Annotated in this window: 9 protein-coding genes and 1 pseudogene; 8 read left to right on the top strand and 2 right to left on the bottom strand. The window is 64.6% G+C overall.

Translation table 11 applies throughout. The features are described from left to right. The 8 genes and pseudogenes from CSQ92_RS26825 to CSQ92_RS26790 all read left to right on the top strand — a co-directional run bounded on the left by CSQ92_RS26825 (position 1) and on the right by CSQ92_RS26790 (position 12,889). Positions 1-1,026, top strand: a complete 1,026-nt coding sequence (locus tag CSQ92_RS26825) for a pilus assembly protein PilP (RefSeq protein ID WP_099395864.1) — start codon at positions 1-3, stop codon at positions 1,024-1,026. Between the two features lie 92 nt (positions 1,027-1,118). Further along, positions 1,119-2,444 (top strand): annotated as a pseudogene (locus CSQ92_RS26820) (type IV pilus secretin PilQ); the annotation flags it as partial. 55 nt (positions 2,445-2,499) lie between these two features. Beyond that, complete coding sequence (locus tag CSQ92_RS26815; protein ID WP_180277120.1) at positions 2,500-4,743, top strand: Ig-like domain-containing protein; 2,244 nt, start codon at positions 2,500-2,502, stop codon at positions 4,741-4,743. Positions 4,744-4,842: 99 nt separating this feature from the next. Next, positions 4,843-6,462, top strand: a complete 1,620-nt coding sequence (aroKB, locus tag CSQ92_RS26810) for a bifunctional shikimate kinase/3-dehydroquinate synthase AroKB (RefSeq protein ID WP_373606069.1) — start codon at positions 4,843-4,845, stop codon at positions 6,460-6,462. Between the two features lies 1 nt (position 6,463). Next, positions 6,464-7,600, top strand: coding sequence for a deoxyguanosinetriphosphate triphosphohydrolase (locus tag CSQ92_RS26805; protein ID WP_099395861.1), 1,137 nt, complete (start codon positions 6,464-6,466; stop codon positions 7,598-7,600). Between the two features lie 242 nt (positions 7,601-7,842). Beyond that, positions 7,843-8,553, top strand: a complete 711-nt coding sequence (gene dsrO, locus CSQ92_RS26800) for a sulfate reduction electron transfer complex DsrMKJOP subunit DsrO (protein ID WP_099395860.1) — start codon at positions 7,843-7,845, stop codon at positions 8,551-8,553. 3 nt (positions 8,554-8,556) lie between these two features. Then, a complete protein-coding gene (gene nrfD / locus CSQ92_RS26795) occupies positions 8,557-9,669 on the top strand; it encodes an NrfD/PsrC family molybdoenzyme membrane anchor subunit (protein WP_099395859.1) in 1,113 nt (370 codons plus the stop codon). A gap of 10 nt (positions 9,670-9,679) precedes the next feature. Next, positions 9,680-12,889 (top strand): molybdopterin dinucleotide binding domain-containing protein, encoded by a 3,210-nt coding sequence (locus CSQ92_RS26790; RefSeq protein WP_099395858.1) that lies wholly within the window; start codon positions 9,680-9,682, stop codon positions 12,887-12,889. Here the strand turns inward: CSQ92_RS26790 and CSQ92_RS26785 are convergent. Continuing rightward, entirely contained in the window at positions 12,886-13,509 is a 624-nt protein-coding gene (locus CSQ92_RS26785) for a response regulator transcription factor (protein WP_034778325.1), read from the bottom strand. The genes CSQ92_RS26790 and CSQ92_RS26785 overlap by 4 nt on opposite strands. Continuing rightward, positions 13,506-15,272 carry a sensor histidine kinase gene (locus CSQ92_RS26780; RefSeq protein ID WP_180277119.1) on the bottom strand — a complete coding sequence of 589 codons (1,767 nt, stop codon included), beginning with the start codon at positions 15,270-15,272 and terminating at the stop codon, positions 13,506-13,508. Before CSQ92_RS26780 ends, CSQ92_RS26785 begins: the two co-directional genes overlap by 4 nt. Between the last annotated feature and the right edge of the window lie 19 nt (positions 15,273-15,291).

Raw genomic sequence — 15,291 nt, 5'->3', positions numbered from 1 at the left:
ATGCTGAGCTTGAAGACTGCGTCGCTGTGGCCGCTACCTGCGCGCCTCGCTTGTGCTGCCCTGGCCGGTACGCTGGTGGCGGCCGTACTGCACCTTGCATGGCTGGATGGCCTGAGTGTTGCCGTGCAGGCGGCGCAAGGCGAGCAGGCCCGCTTGCGCGCCGCGTATCTGTCGGCGCAGGCCAGGGCGAAGCAGTTGCCGCAATGGCGCGCACAGCAGGGCCAGGCCGGCGCCGAACTGGCCCTGCTGGAACAGCAACTGCCCGACCAGCAGGCGATGGCGTTGCTGTTGACGCAGATTAATGCCGCAGGCCAGTCGCGCGGGCTGCAATTTTCCCTGTTCAAGCCCGGTGCGGCCCAGCCGCAAGCGCCCTATGTCGCCTTGCCGATCGCCATACAGTTGCGCGGCGGCTATCACGCCATGGGCGCGCTGCTGGCGGACCTGGCGCGCCTGCCGCGCATCGTCACGGTGCATGGGCTGGCCTTGACCCTCGGCAAGGATCGCTTGCTGACCCTCGATGCCGTGCTGCACGCGTATCGCTTGCCCGAAGTCGGGGAACGGGTGGCACAAGCGGCTTTGGCACCCAAGGCCATCGCGCCGGCATGGCGTCCGCTTGCCGCTGTCGCGCCGCATCCCTACGCGGCCGCCGCCTTGCCCGATCCTTTTAATGCATTGCCACCAGCGTCCGAGCCCGGTCAGCGGGGTGGCGTGGCTGGGCCCGACCCGCGCCGCGTGCGCGAAGCGCTGGAAAGCGTGCCCTTGCCAGCCATCAGCATGGTTGGCAGCGTGCAGCAGGACGGGCGTCTGAGCGCGCTGCTGCTGGCGGGCCAGCGCGTGTACCGGGTAGCGGTGGGCCAGCACCTGGGGCAAGACCACGGCGTGGTGACGGGTATCAGTGAACAGACTGTGCAGTACCGTGAATTGCTGCGCGAGGCGGATGGTCCCTGGCGCGAGCGGCGCGGCAGCCTGGCCTTGCAGGTGGCGGGAGCGGGGCCGAAGGCCAGCGTGCCCGAGGCGGCGCCATGAGGCCGCACCGCATGCTCCTGGCCGCCCTGCTGTGTCTGCATGCCTGCGGGTTTGCCCGGGAGGCCGTGGTGCACGTGTCGGCCCCGCGCCTGTATGCGGGCGAGAAGATTTCCGTCGACTTCCAGAACGTGGGCGTGCGCGCGGCCCTGCATATCCTGGCCGATGCGTCGGGCCAAAACATCATCGCCAGCGACAGCGTGGCGGGCAATGTGACCCTGCGCCTGCGTGACTTGCCGTGGGACCAGGCGCTCGACGTGCTGCTGCAGGCCAAGGGCTTGGATATGCGGCGCAATGGCAGCGTGCTGTGGATCGCGCCGCGCGAGGAAATGCTGGCGCGCGAAAAACTGGAACTGGAACAGCGCGCGCAGATCGCGGAACTGGAGCCGTTACAGTCGGCCATCTTCCAGCTCAATTACCAGAAGGCCGAAGCGTTCCGCACCGTGTTCGGCCTGGACGCGGGGGAAGGGCGCAGCCGGCTGCTGTCGCGCCGTGGCAGCGTGCTGATCGAACCGCGCACGAATCAGCTGTTCGTCACCGACGTGCCGGCGCGCCTGGAGCAGATCCGTCAACTGATCGCCAAGACAGATATTGCAACACGGCAAGTAATGATCGAGGCGCGCATCGTCGAGGCGAACGACAGTTTCAGCCGCAACCTGGGCGCGCGCCTGGGTTTTACGGACCAGCGCCTGGCGGCGGGCCAGCTGCCCGGTTTTTCCCTGGGCGGCAGCGGGCGCCGCGCGGCCATCGGCGGCAGCTACCAGGGCGTGGGCGAGGCGACGGGGCAAACGGTGGCAGGTAGCGGCGCCTTCGTGCCGAACACGCAATTCGTCAACTTGCCAGCCGCCAGCATCAATGGCTTGCAGCCGGCCAGCTTCGCCCTGAGCCTGTTTTCGGCGGCCGCCAATCGCTTCCTGAACCTGGAACTGTCCGCGCTGGAAGCGGACGGCAGGGGCAAGATCATTTCCAGCCCCCGCGTGGTGACGGCCGACAAGGTGCTGGCGCTGATCGAGCAAGGCATCGAACTGCCGTACCAGGTAGCCACCAGCAGTGGCGCCACGTCGATCACGTTCCGCAAGGCGAACCTGCGCCTGGAAGTGACGCCGCAGATCACGCCGGACGGCAACGTGGTGCTGGAAGTGGATGTCAACAAGGATAGCGTGGGCCAGGAAACCCGTTCCGGCTTCGCCATCGACACCAAGCACGTGCGCACGCAGGTAATGGTGGAAGACGGCGGCACGGTGGTGCTGGGCGGCATCTATCAGCAATCCGAACGGGGCACGGACAGCAAGGTGCCGCTGCTGGGCGACATCCCCGTGCTCGGTGTTTTTTTCCGCAGCACGGGCCGCAGTCAAGAAAAAACGGAACTGATGGTGTTTATTACGCCGAAAATAGTGGCAGATCGGCCAGCAACACGTTAATGTCACATCTTTACGTTTAAGTAACAATGCAAACGAAAGCGGACTGATGGCGACTATGCGGAATGTATCTTGGGGCAACACTTATTGGAGTCGGGTATCGAATTGGCTGGTCTTGCTGGCGCTGGGCACCTTGCTGGCCGCGTGTGGCGGTGGTGGTGGTGATCCCACCATCGATGGCGGCAGCAGTGGCGGCACGACGGGTGGTGTACCGGCGACAGTGAGCGTCAGCTTGCTCAATGCGAATGGACAGGCCAGCAGTACCGTCAGCGTCAACGCGCCCTTGACCGCCCGGGCACAGGTGCTCGACAAAAATGGTGCGGGCGTGGCAAATGCCCTGGTGACGTTCGCGGTGGATAGTTCGCTGGCTGTGCTGGCACCAGCTACCGCCTTGACCGATGCCAAGGGTATTGCCAGCGTGACCATGCGCCCCGCCAGTAGCGCGGCCAGCGGCGCGGGCAAAGTGACTGCCAGCGTGACCACCGCCGCAGTCACCGTCAGCGGTGAAGCCAACTATCAGATTTCGTCCAGCGTGGCCTCGAAGGCCAGCATCGGTGTTGCCTTGCTGACTGCCTCGGGCAGTGCCAGCAACGCATTATCGAGTTCCGCTCCTTTGACGGCGGTGGCCATCGTCAAGGACCAGGATGGCAAGCCGCTGCCGGACGCCTTGGTGGTGTTTGCAACGGATAATGCCCTGGCCACGCTGTCGCCCTCTGCCGGCACGACCCTGAGCGATGCCAAGGGCGAGGCGCGCGTGATCCTGCGGCCCGTCAGCCTGGCAGTCGGCGGCGCGGGCACCCTGACGGCGGCCGTCGTCATGAATGGCACGACTTCGACCAGTGCCATCAACTATGTCGTGGGCGCAACAACCCTGACATTTGGCAACATTGCCTTTGAAACGCCGTCCCTGGAGGCATATGGTTCGACCCAGGTATCGCTGGATGTGTTGTCTGGCAGCGTGAAATATACGGACCAGAGCCTGGCCGTGAACTTCACTTCTTCCTGTGTCACGGCTGGCAAGGCCACCTTCGCGCCCGTGGTGCAAACGGCCAACGGCAGTGCGCGCGCCGTCTACCGCGATCTCGGTTGTGGCGTCAACGATATCATCTCCGCCACTGCCAGCGGCGTCTCGGGCAGCCGCAGCGCGGTGCTGCCGATCGCTGCGCCACAGGCGGCCTCGGTCCAGTTCTATTCGGCCATTCCTGCCGACAAGTCCATCGTCATCAAGGGTGAGGGCGGCCTCTTGCGCAGTGAAACGGCCACCTTGAAATTCCGTGTTTTCGATACCTTCAATAATCCCTTGCCGGGCTTGAAAGTATCGTTCTCGAAAGCCGATCCGAATGCGGAAGTCGATCTCAACCCCGTTTCGGGTACTACCGATGCCAATGGTGAAGTGACTACCAGCGTCAGTTCCCGTTCTACCCCCTTGTCTTTCCGTATCCGTGCCACGCTCGACGGCAAGGGCGTGTCGACCCTGTCCGATTCCATCGTGGTCTCGACGGGGACGCCGGTGCAGAAGGCGTTTTCGCTATCCATCAGCGACAGCAATGTCGAAGGCTTGGACGTCGACGCCAACGGCAGCGCGGCCTCGGCCTCCGTGACGGTGGCCATGGGCGACAAGTTTGGCAATCCCGTGGCCGACGGCACGCCCGTTGCCTTCCAGACCAACGTGGGCGTGGTGGGCAGCGCAAGCAAGGGCGGCTGCAATTCCGTCAACGGCGCTTGCTCGGTGGATTTCCGTGCGCAGCAACCGCGCGTGCCGACGCCGAATACGCCAGCCACCGTCTGCAACGGCCCGCTGGGCAGCAGTGACAGCACCCGCGCTGGCGTGGGCACTATCTGCGCCAGCACCAGCGACGGCAGCGCCACCCCCATCTTTGCCAAAATCAACTTCTTTATCAGTGGCAGCCGTCCGGCGATGACCATCCTGAACGGCAACAGGACTTTGACGACGGGAAATGATATCAACGACCTGGGCGACGTGAACTGGAACGTACCCAAGGTGTTTACCTTGCAGATCAATGACATCAACAACAATCCCATGCCCAGCGGTACCACGGTGGAAGTGGCCAATATCGTGCGCGCGGCCAGTGGCGGCGTCTCGCCATCGACCGTGCAAAAGACCTTCCCCTCAACTGCCAGTGCGCCGCCCCTGTATCAGGGCACGAGTCATCTCGTCACCATCAGCAGCCCGTCGGGCGTGCCATGTACTCCCGGGGTGGCGACATTCAATGTCAATATCACCACGCCGCATTTACTAACTACCAGCTATCCGTTTAAACTGACGTTCACATGCCAATAATGGAGTCACAGGGCGACAACAGCAAGACAGGGTTGTCGCCTGAGTGAAATGCAAATAGTGTCCGAAATTTCCAACAGTAATATCTTTCTTGTCGGCCTCATGGGCGCAGGCAAAACCACGATCGGGCGCATCCTGGCCCGCAAGCTGGGCTTGCGCTTTGTCGATTCCGACCACGAAATCGAGGCACGCACGGGAGCGACCATTCCGTGGATCTTTGAAATCGAGGGCGAGGCCAGCTTTCGCCGGCGCGAGGCCGAGGTCATCCGCGACCTGAGCGCCCAGGAAGGCATCGTCATGGCCACGGGCGGCGGGGCCATCCTCAACGCTGACAGCCGCGCCTACCTGAAGGAGCGGGGCACGGTCGTCTACCTGCGCGCCAGCGTCAGCAACATCCTCGCGCGCACCAGCCACGACAAGAACCGTCCCCTGTTGCAGACGGCGGACCCGCGCGGCAAGCTGGAAGAATTGACGTCGCAGCGCGAGCCCCATTACATGGAAGTGGCCGACATTGTGATCGACACGGGCCGTCCTAACGTACAATCGATGGTCCAGACCATCCTGATGCAGCTGGCCAGCCTCGAATGCGAGGCCTCGCCCAACTGCGTCATTCATGCAGAGCCTTCGATGAACGAGCAATCCAAAATGTTGTTGAGCGTAGACCTCGACGAACGCAGTTATCCGATCGCCATCGGTCCTGGCCTCCTGGCCGACGCCGACGCGCTGCTGCGCCATATCAGCGGCCACAAGGTGGCCATCGTCACCAACACCACCGTCGCGCCGCTGTACCTGGGCCGCCTGCAGGCGGCGCTGGCCAGCGATGGCCGCGAAGTGATCAGCATCGTCCTGCCGGACGGCGAAGAATATAAAAACTGGGCCAGCCTGATGCAGATCTTCGACGCGCTGCTGGCCAACAAATGCGACCGCAAGACCACTCTCGTGGCGCTGGGCGGCGGCGTGATCGGCGACCTGACCGGCTATGCGGCCGCCAGCTACATGCGCGGCATCGGCTTCGTGCAGGTGCCCACCACCCTGCTGGCGCAGGTCGATTCCTCCGTTGGCGGCAAGACGGGCATCAACCACCCGCTGGGCAAGAACATGATCGGCGCCTTCTACCAGCCGCGCGCCGTGATCGCCGACACTTCGACCCTGGAAACCCTGCCGGCGCGCGAGCTGTCGGCCGGCCTGGCCGAAGTGATCAAGCACGGCGCCATCATCGATGCGGCCTTCTTCGACTGGATCGAGGCGAACATGGCCAAGCTGATGGCGCGCGACAAGGGCGCCCTGGCGTATGCGATCGCCCGCTCGTGCGAAATCAAGGCCGACGTGGTGCGCCAGGATGAGCGCGAAGGCGGCTTGCGCGCCATCCTGAATTTCGGCCATACCTTCGGCCACGCCATCGAGGCGGGTCTGGGCTACGGCCACTGGCTGCACGGCGAAGCCGTCGGCTGCGGCATGGTGATGGCGGCCGACCTGTCCTGCCGCATGGGCTATATCGACCAGGCGGCCGTGGAGCGCGTGCGCAAGCTCGTCGCCGCCGCCGGCCTGCCGGTCAAGGCGCCGGACCTCGGTGTCGAGCGCTGGCTGGAACTGATGGAAGTGGACAAGAAGAACGAGGGCGGCGCCATCAAGTTCATCTTGCTCAAACCCTTGGGCAGCCCGAACATCACCTCCGCGCCGCATGAACTGGTGCTGGCCACCCTGGCCGCCGGAGTGCAATAACATGCTGCCAGAAGACTTCCTTGCTCCCTACGCAGCTCACTCGGCACAGGGGCAGGGACGTCGCTTTGCCGAGGCGCCGCACGCCTCGCGCAGCCAGTTTCAGCGCGACCGCGACCGCATCATCCACTCCTCGGCTTTCCGCCGCCTCGAATACAAGACGCAAGTTTTCCTCAATCACGAGGGAGACCTGTTCCGCACGCGCCTGACGCACAGCCTGGAAGTGGCGCAGGTCGGCCGCTCCATCGCGCGCAACCTGCGCCTCAATGAAGACCTGGTGGAAGCCATCGCGCTCGCGCATGACCTGGGCCACACGCCATTCGGCCACGTGGGCCAGGACGTGCTCAATGAGTGCATGCAGGAGCATGGCGGCTTCGAACATAACCTGCAAAGCCTGCGCGTGGTCGACACCCTGGAAGAGCACTACGGCGCCTTCGACGGTTTGAACCTGATGTTCGAGACGCGCGAAGGCATATTGAAACACTGCTCGCTGGCGCATGCGCGCGAACTGGGACCCGTGGCGCAGCGCTTCATCGACCGCACGCAACCGACCCTGGAAGCACAGCTGACCAACCTGGCCGATGAAATCGCCTACAACAGCCACGATATCGACGATGGCCTGCGTTCCGGCCTGATCACCATCGACCAGCTGGAAGAGGTGGAATTCTTCGGCCGCCTGTGGCGCGAGGTGCAGCAGGCGTTTCCCGGCCTGTCGGGCCGGCGCGCCATCTATGAAACCCTGCGCCGCCTGATCACGGCGCTGGCCGACGATCTGATCGTCACGTCGACCGCCCTGATTGGTGACGCCGCTCCCCGCGACGTCAGCGAAGTGCGCGCCAGTCCCCCGCTGATCCGTTTTTCGGATGCCATGCGCCGTGATGCGACGGAGCTGAAACGCTTTTTAAGGGCGAACCTGTACCGCCACTACCAGGTCAACCGCATGCGCGTCAAAGCGAGCCGCATCGTGCGCGAACTGTACGACAGCTTCATGGCCGAACCGGCCCTGCTGCCGCCCGACTATCAACTCAGGGATGGCGACGTCACGCAGCAGGCGCGCAAGATCGCCGACTACATCGCCGGCATGACGGACCGCTACGCGATCCGCGAGCACCGCAGGTTGTATTCTCTGGATGAGTTGTAGATCGGGTTAGCCGGAACGGCGTAACCCGACACCACCACCATCCCTGCCAACAAGGTTGTCGGATTACGCGCTTGCGCGCCTCGGCGGCCCCGCTAATCCGACCTACTCCGCATTTTCGGTCCTGTCAATCGGCATGATCATCTAGGCTCCCGCACTATCACCCCAATACCCCCGTAGCGCCTTCTTTTCTATCATGGCAGCAAGTCAACAAGGGCTTGCCGCCCATAGTCAAGGAGAGTGCCATGATTGAATCGCGCCGCAGTTTCTTGCGCGCCTTGCCAGCCGTAACCATCGGGGAGGCCATCGCGCCGCTGCCCAGCAAGGCGGCCACCAAGGGCGAAGGCGGCCAGCGCTGGGCGATGGTGGTCGATGTGCAGAAATGCATCGGCTGCCAGGCTTGCACGGTCTCCTGCATCATGGAAAACGCCGTGCCGGAAAACAGCTTCCGCACAGTCGTCTCGACCTATGAAGTCAAGGAAGAGAACCGTTGCGGCACCTACATGCTGCCGCGCCTGTGCAACCATTGCGCCAATCCCCCCTGCATTCCCGTCTGTCCCGTGGGCGCCACCTTCCAGCGCAAGGACGGCGTCGTCGTCGTCGACGGCGACCGCTGCGTGGGCTGCGCCTACTGCGTGCAGGCTTGCCCGTACGACGCGCGCTTCATCAACCACGAGACGGGCAAGGCCGACAAATGCACGTTCTGCGCGCACCGGGTCGACGAAGGCTTGCTGCCGGCCTGCGTGGAAACCTGCGTGGGCGGCGCGCGCATTTTCGGCGACTTGAATGATCCGGAAAGCCTGGTGCACCAGCTGCTCACCGAGAACAAGGTGAAGGTGCTGAAACCCGAGCAGGGCACCCAGCCCCACGTGTTCTACCTGGGACTGGATACGCGCTTCGCCGGCCACGTCGAGGGCGAAGCGACTCTTTGGCAACCGAGCAAACACGGGAAATAAACCATGGACAGCCACATCACCGAAATTGTTAACGTCACGCGCGAAGCGGCATGGCTGCCGTGGGCGGTGCAGTATTTTTTCCTCATCGGCCTCAGTTATGGCAGCTTCATGCTGACCTTGCCGTACTTCGTCTTCGGCCGCAAGGCGTACGAACGCCTGGGGCGCATAGCGCTGCTGGCGTCCCTCGTCTGCGGCATAACGGCGCCCGTGGCGCTGCTGGCCGACTTGCACGGGCCGGGCCGCTTCTATCACTTCTATCTTTACTTCCAGCCGCAGTCGTGGATGTCGTGGGGCGCGTTCTTCATTCCCCTGTATCTGGGCTGTTTGATGCTGTACGCGTGGCTGGCACTGCGCGTGGACTTCGCCGCGCGGGGACAGGGCCAGGACCGTTTGGCCTTTGCCTATCGCCTGCTGGGGCGCGGTGGCGCCGCATCGCGCAAGGCCATCATTGCCGCTGCCGCCTTCACCTTGCTGGCCGCCTTTGTCGTGGGCCTGTACACGGGCATGGAAGTGATGGTGGTGCGTGCCAGGCCCCTGTGGTTCACGCCTTTCCTGCCGGCGCAATTTGCCGCCACGGCCTTTGTCGGGGCGGTGGGCCTGGCGCTGCTGTTCAACCGCTTCCTGCCGGGCCGCGACCAGGCGCTGGAGGTGTCCTTGAACCGCGCGCTGGCCCTGTCGCTGGCGCTGGTGCTGGCGCTGGGCGGCGGCTGGCTGTTCGTCAGCCTTTCCGGCGTGAGCGCCAGCCACAGCATGGCATTCACCCAGGTGGCGGGCATGCCGCAATGGCAGTTCACCGCAGTCTGGGCCGTGCTGTCGTCCATCGTGCCGATGGCCCTGGCCATCTGGCGCCCGGCCAGCAGTGGCCTGGTCAATGGCTTGATCGCGCTGCATAGCGCCTGGATGATGCGCTGGACGATTTTCATCGGCGGCCAGACGATCCCGAAGACGGGCGCGGGACTGTACGACTACCACCTGCCGATGGGGAACGATGGCTTGATGGGGATTATCGGCACGGCCGGCCTGTGGATCGCGCTGCTGTTGCTGATGCTGGAATTTTTGCCATGGGCCGGACGCGTCGTCGCTGCACGCACCCGTCCTGCCATGGCCACGCACTGAGGAGTCAACAATGAACGAACACATACACAACGACGTCCCTGAAGACGAAAACGAAAAACGCCGCAAGCTGCTGCGCTACGGCGCCATTGGCGGCGGGCTGGCCGCGTTTGCCGCCAGCTTTTCCACCACGGCCGGCCGGATGGTCGACCATGCGCTGGGCAAAGATAAACCTGTGCAGAAACTGCATGGCAATTCCCTGCAACCCGAGTTTTCCGTCGACACGGCGACGGGGAAATTGACGGTCAATCCCGACCAGCAAGTGAGCTACACCATGTGCATGGGCTGCACCACGTTTTGCGGCGTGCGCGTGCGCCTCGACAAGAAAAGCGGCAAGGTGCTGCGCGTGGCGGGCAATCCGTACAGCCCCCTGTCGGCCGACCCGGCGCTGCCATATCAAACCTCGGTACGCGACAGTTTTGTGTCGCTGTCGCGCTTCCAGGAAAAGGGCTTGAAAGGGCGCTCGACGGCTTGCGGCCGCGGCAACGGCGTGCTGGAACAGATGGAGTCGCCGTTCCGCGTGCTGGCGCCCATGAAGCGCGTGGGACCGCGCGGCGGCGGCCAGTGGGAACCGATCGCCTTCGACCAGCTGGTGAAGGAAGTGACGGAAGGCGGCGACCTGTTTGGCGAAGGCCACGTGCAGGGGCTGCGCGCCTTGCGCGAGCTGGAAAAACCGATCGATCCGGCGCAGCCGGAGCTGGGCCCGCAAGTGAACCAGGTGGGCCTGATGTGCAGCACCGACGATGGCCGCCTGGCGTTCGGCACGCGGTTTTTCAAGCAGTCGTACGGCAGTTTGAACCTGGTCAACCACGGTTCGTATTGCGGCGGCGCCTACCGCAGCGGCTCGGGCGCCATGTTCGGCGACATGAAGAAAATGCCGCACGCGAAAGTTGACCTGGAAAACACGGAATTCTGTATTTTCGTCGGCACGGCGCCGGGCAATGCGGGCAACCCGTTCAAGCGCCAGGGCACCCTGATCGCGAAAGCCCGCTCGGGCAAGCGCGAATTCAGCTACGTCGTCGTCGACCCCGTGCTGACGAATGCGGACAGCCTGGCCGCGGGCGACCGCAGCCGCTGGGTACCGATCAAGCCTGGCACGGATGGCGCGCTGGCCATGGCCATGATCCGCTGGATCATCGAGCACGAACGCTATGACCGCAACTTCCTCGTGCAGCCGAACCTGAAGGTGGCGGAAGCGGCGGGCGAAGCCGCCTGGTGCAACGCGACGCATTTGATCATCAACGAGAAGGGCCATCCGCGCGATGGCCGCTACCTGCGCGCGTCCGATATCGGCGCGGTGGAACTGGCGGAAGAGGAGCGCTACAAGGATGGCGACGCCTTCTGCGTGATCGACGCCGCCACGCAAGCCATCGTGCCGCACAATGCCGCCAAGGGCGAGGCGCGCCTGTTCTTCGACGGCCCGCTGGATGTGGCCGGCGCGCCGCTGCACCTGAAGACGGCCATGACGATGCTCAACGAGGAAGCGCAGCGCCACAGCATGGATGACTATGCGGCCGCCTGCGGCATCGCGCGCGACATCATCGAAGGCCTGGCGCAGGAACTGACCAGCCATGGCAAGCGCGCCGCCGTCAATGCGCACGGCGGCATGATGTCGGGCGCCGGCTTTTATAACGCGTACGCGCTGGTCATGCTCAACACCCTGATCGGCAATTTGAACCGCAAGGGCGGCACCCTCGTCAACGGCGGCAGCTTCAAGGATGCGGGACCCGGTCCGCGCTATAACCTTGAGAGTTTCGACGGCGAGATCAAGGCGGCCGGCATGCCGATCGGACGCAATGTGCCATATGAAAAAACCTCGGAATTCAAGCTGAAGAAAGAAGCGGGCAAGGCGTATCCGGCCAAGGCGCCGTGGTATCCGAACGCGCCCGCGCTGGCGACAGAATGGCTCACCAGCGCCATGAACGGCTACCCGTACACCCTGAAGGCGCTGATCCTGTGGAGCTGTAATCCTGTCTACGGCATCACGGGCTTGCGCGCGCAGATCGGCAAGGAACTGGCCGATCCGAGGAAGATCCCCCTGATCGTCGCCATCGACCCCTTCATCAATGAAAGCTCGGCCTTTGCCGACTACCTGCTGCCCGACACCTTGCTGTATGAAAGCTGGGGCTGGGCCGGCGCCTGGGGCGGCATGCCTGTCAAAATGAGCACGGCGCGCTGGCCCGTGGTCGAACCGCGCGTGCAAAAGACGCCGGACGGCCAGACCATCTGCATGGAATCGTTCTTCATCGCGCTGGCAAAGACGATGGCCTTGCCCGGCTTCGGCCCGGAAGCCTTGCAGGACATGGATGGCCAGCGCTTCCCCTTGCTGCGCGCGGAAGACTGGTATCTGCGCGGCGGCGCCAACATCGCCTGGCAAGGCAAAACATCCGTGCCGGAGGCCAGCGACGACGATATCGATTTGTCCGGCGTGGCGCGCATCCGCCCTGAACTGGAGCGCACCCTGAAGCCGGAAGAGTGGCGCAAGGTGGCCTTCATGCTGGCGCGGGGAGGGCGCTACCAGAGCTATGGCGAGATGTTCGGCCTGCGTTTGCCGCCGTCGGCGAATCCCAAGGCGCCGGCAGCGCCTGCACCCGTGATCGACGAGACGCCGTATCCGCAGGACTGGTCCACGCACCGCTATCTGAAACCGATGATGCTGTACAACGAGGGACTGGGCGTGAGCAAGAACAGCTTGAGCGGCAAGCGTTTCCCCGGCACGCCCGCGTGGAGAGTGGCGGCGTTTGCCGACGGCACGCCCGTGCGCAAAGCCTATCCGGCCAGCGAGTGGCCGTTCGAGTTGATCAGTTTTAAATCGGCGCTGCAAAACTCCTACAGCATTGGCGCGCGGCGCTTGCGCGGCATCCATCCGGACAACCCCGTCGCCGTGCATCCCGACGATGCGGCCCGCTTGAAGCTGGAAAATGGCGATACCATTTACCTGGAAACGCCGGGCGGCAGGGCCAGGGCGACGGTGATGCTGCGCCATGGCGTGCAGCGGGGCGTGATCGCCATCGAACACGGTTTCGGCCACAAGGAGCATGGCGCGCGCGCGCACCGCATCGGCAAGCTGCGCCAGCCCGACGAGCCGGCCATCGGAGCGGGCATCAACTTGAACGACCTGGGGCTGACGGACCCGAGCCGCGGCGACAAGAACGTGTTTGTCGATCCTGTCTCGGGTACGTCGGTGCGGCAGGGACTGCCGGCGCGCATCGTGCGGGCCTAGATCTGGCCACCTGCCATCAGCAGCCGGGCTACCTCGGCTGCCGAATGCAGGCCCAGTTTTTCCATCGTGTTATGGCGGTGCACCTGCACCGTCTTGTCGCTGATGCCCAGTTCGCGGGCGATGACTTTCGAGGCTTTGCCTTCGGCCATCAGCAGTGCCACTTCGCGCTCGCGCGCGGTGAGCCTGGCCAGCGCCGATTGCGCCGTATTCGCGCTGGCGGCGCTGCGGCTTTCTTCCACGCTGCGGGCCACGGCGCGCGAGACGGCGTCCAGCAATACCTGGTCCTTGCACGGCTTTTCCAGAAAATCGCAGGCGCCCGCCTTCATCGTCTGCACGGCCATGGCCAGGTCGCCGTGGCCGCTGAGGAAAATCACGGGCAGCGATATGGCGTGCCCGGTCTTATTATTCAATTCCTGTTGCAGTTCCAGCCCGCTCATCAGGGGCATGCGCACGTCGAGCAGCAGACAGCCGGGTACATGGCCATCGTAGCGCTGCAGGAAATCGCGTGCCGATTCAAACGTCTGCACTTGCCAGCCGGCCGAATCGAACAGATAGGCCAGCGAGCGGCGCATGGCGGCGTCGTCGTCGACGACAAAGATGATCGCATCGCTTTCATTCATGGTGTTTCCTCTTGTATTTCCTTGTGTGCGTCCATGCCGGTATCTTCGGGCAGGCGGAACCAGACTGTCAAGCCCGGCGCATCGGCATTGGCATGTGCCGACAGGCTGCCGCCGAACGATTCGATGATGCTTTTGCTGAGCGACATGCCCAGTCCCAGTCCTTCGGCCTTGGTGGTAAAAAACGGTTCGAACAGGCGCGCCATCTGCGCCGTCGGCAGGCCGCAGCCGGCGTCGCGCACGGCCACCGTGCAGGCGCCGTTTTCGCGGTGCAGCAGCACGCCGATGGCGTGCTGCGGATTGCCCTTTTCTACCTGCGCATCGAGCGCATTCTTGAGCAGATTGAGCAGCACCTGCTGCACCTGCTGCGGGTCGGCCAGCACGCGCGGTGCAGCGCTGACCGTCTCGTGGCGCCAGACTATCCTCGCTTGCGGATGGGCCGCGCGGAACAGCGATACCGCTTGCTCGACGGCGTCGGCCAGGGCGAAGGCCGTGCTGTGCGCGGGACGCTTTCGCGCCATCGCGCGGATGTGGCGGATGATGGCGCCCGCGCGTTCACTTTGCGTGGCGATTTCCTGCGCGCCGTCGAGCAGGGGCGCCGCATCGAGCCGGCCCGCCGTGATGCGGCGCGCCATGCCGCGCGCGAAATTGCCGATGGCCGCCAGCGGCTGGTTCAATTCGTGCGCGATGGCGCTGGCCATCTCGCCCAGGATCGCCAGGCGCGCCGTGTGGTCGAGCGTGGCCTGGCGCTGGCGCGCCTGTTCTTCCAGCGCGCGCTGCTGGTGCTGGGCCGCGCGCAATTGCTCCGTGCGCCGGCTGACCAGGTATTCCACGCGTACCGTGTGCACGGCCCAGGCGACGAGCAAGGCCAGCACCAGCAGCATCCAGCCCCAGTAGCGGCGCAGCGCCGTCTCGAACGTCAGCTTGTCCAGGTAAGCGTAGGGGCCGATGCGCAAGTCGCGGAACAGTTCATCGACGATCTGGTAATCGCTGGGCACCGTCCAGCTGTAGCCTTCATCTGTGCGCGGCATGGCCAGCAGGGCCTGCGCCACCTTTTTCGCCAGCGCGGGCGGCGTCTGGCGCAGGGCCACGAAGGGCCAGTCCGGATACAGCCGCGACGAGCTGGCGCAGCGAAACCCGGGAATCGGGCGCGTGGTGATCACGCGCAGTTCATCGGTCCGCACTTCGCCGCGCGCCGCCATCTGTTCCAGCAAACAGGTGCGCACGATGCCCGCATCCATGCGGCCTGACCGCACGGCGTCGATGATCTGCTGCGAGGGGAAACCGCTGTAGCGCAGGCTGGCAAAATCATGCGTGGGATCGATGCCCGCTTCGCGCAATTCGCGCGCGGCGATCTGGTAACCGCCGAAGGCGTCGGGCGCCACGGCCATCACGTTCTTGCCCGCCAGGTCGGCCAGGTCATGCAGCGGCGAGGCGCTGCGCACGACGATGGCCGACCCGATGGCCTGGCGCGGAGAATCCGTCCACGGCGATTCCAGGGTGGCGATGCGGCTGGCGCCGTCGCTGTGTTCGAGCGCCACGTAATGGCCGCTGCTGGTGATGGCAAAGGCGATGGCCTGCGACTGCACGGCGCGCGTCAGGCCCGCCTGGTCGTAGTCGGCCAGGATGAAACGGATGCCGGGAATGCTGGCCTGCAGGTGGCGCGTCACGTACGACCAGTCCTGCTGCACGGCGTCGCCGCCCTTGTAGGCGAGTACACCGATGCGTACCTCCGGCAGCTCGTCAGCCGCTTGAGCGCCGTGCAAACACAGCGCCGTCAGTGCG

It is taken from the genome of Janthinobacterium sp. BJB446, from assembly GCF_002735655.1.
GTDB lineage: Bacteria > Pseudomonadota > Gammaproteobacteria > Burkholderiales > Burkholderiaceae_D > Janthinobacterium > Janthinobacterium lividum.
This window is presented reverse-complemented; position numbering and strand designations above follow the sequence as displayed.

Coding starts and splice junctions, on each gene's coding strand:
- CSQ92_RS26825 (WP_099395864.1), top strand. CDS start 1: ATGCTGAGCTTGAAGACTGCGTCGCTGTGGCCGCTACCTGCGCGCCTC.
- CSQ92_RS26815 (WP_180277120.1), top strand. CDS start 2,500: ATGCGGAATGTATCTTGGGGCAACACTTATTGGAGTCGGGTATCGAAT.
- aroKB (WP_373606069.1), top strand. CDS start 4,843: ATGGGCGCAGGCAAAACCACGATCGGGCGCATCCTGGCCCGCAAGCTG.
- CSQ92_RS26805 (WP_099395861.1), top strand. CDS start 6,464: ATGCTGCCAGAAGACTTCCTTGCTCCCTACGCAGCTCACTCGGCACAG.
- dsrO (WP_099395860.1), top strand. CDS start 7,843: ATGATTGAATCGCGCCGCAGTTTCTTGCGCGCCTTGCCAGCCGTAACC.
- nrfD (WP_099395859.1), top strand. CDS start 8,557: ATGGACAGCCACATCACCGAAATTGTTAACGTCACGCGCGAAGCGGCA.
- CSQ92_RS26790 (WP_099395858.1), top strand. CDS start 9,680: ATGAACGAACACATACACAACGACGTCCCTGAAGACGAAAACGAAAAA.
- CSQ92_RS26785 (WP_034778325.1), bottom strand. CDS start 13,509: ATGAATGAAAGCGATGCGATCATCTTTGTCGTCGACGACGACGCCGCC.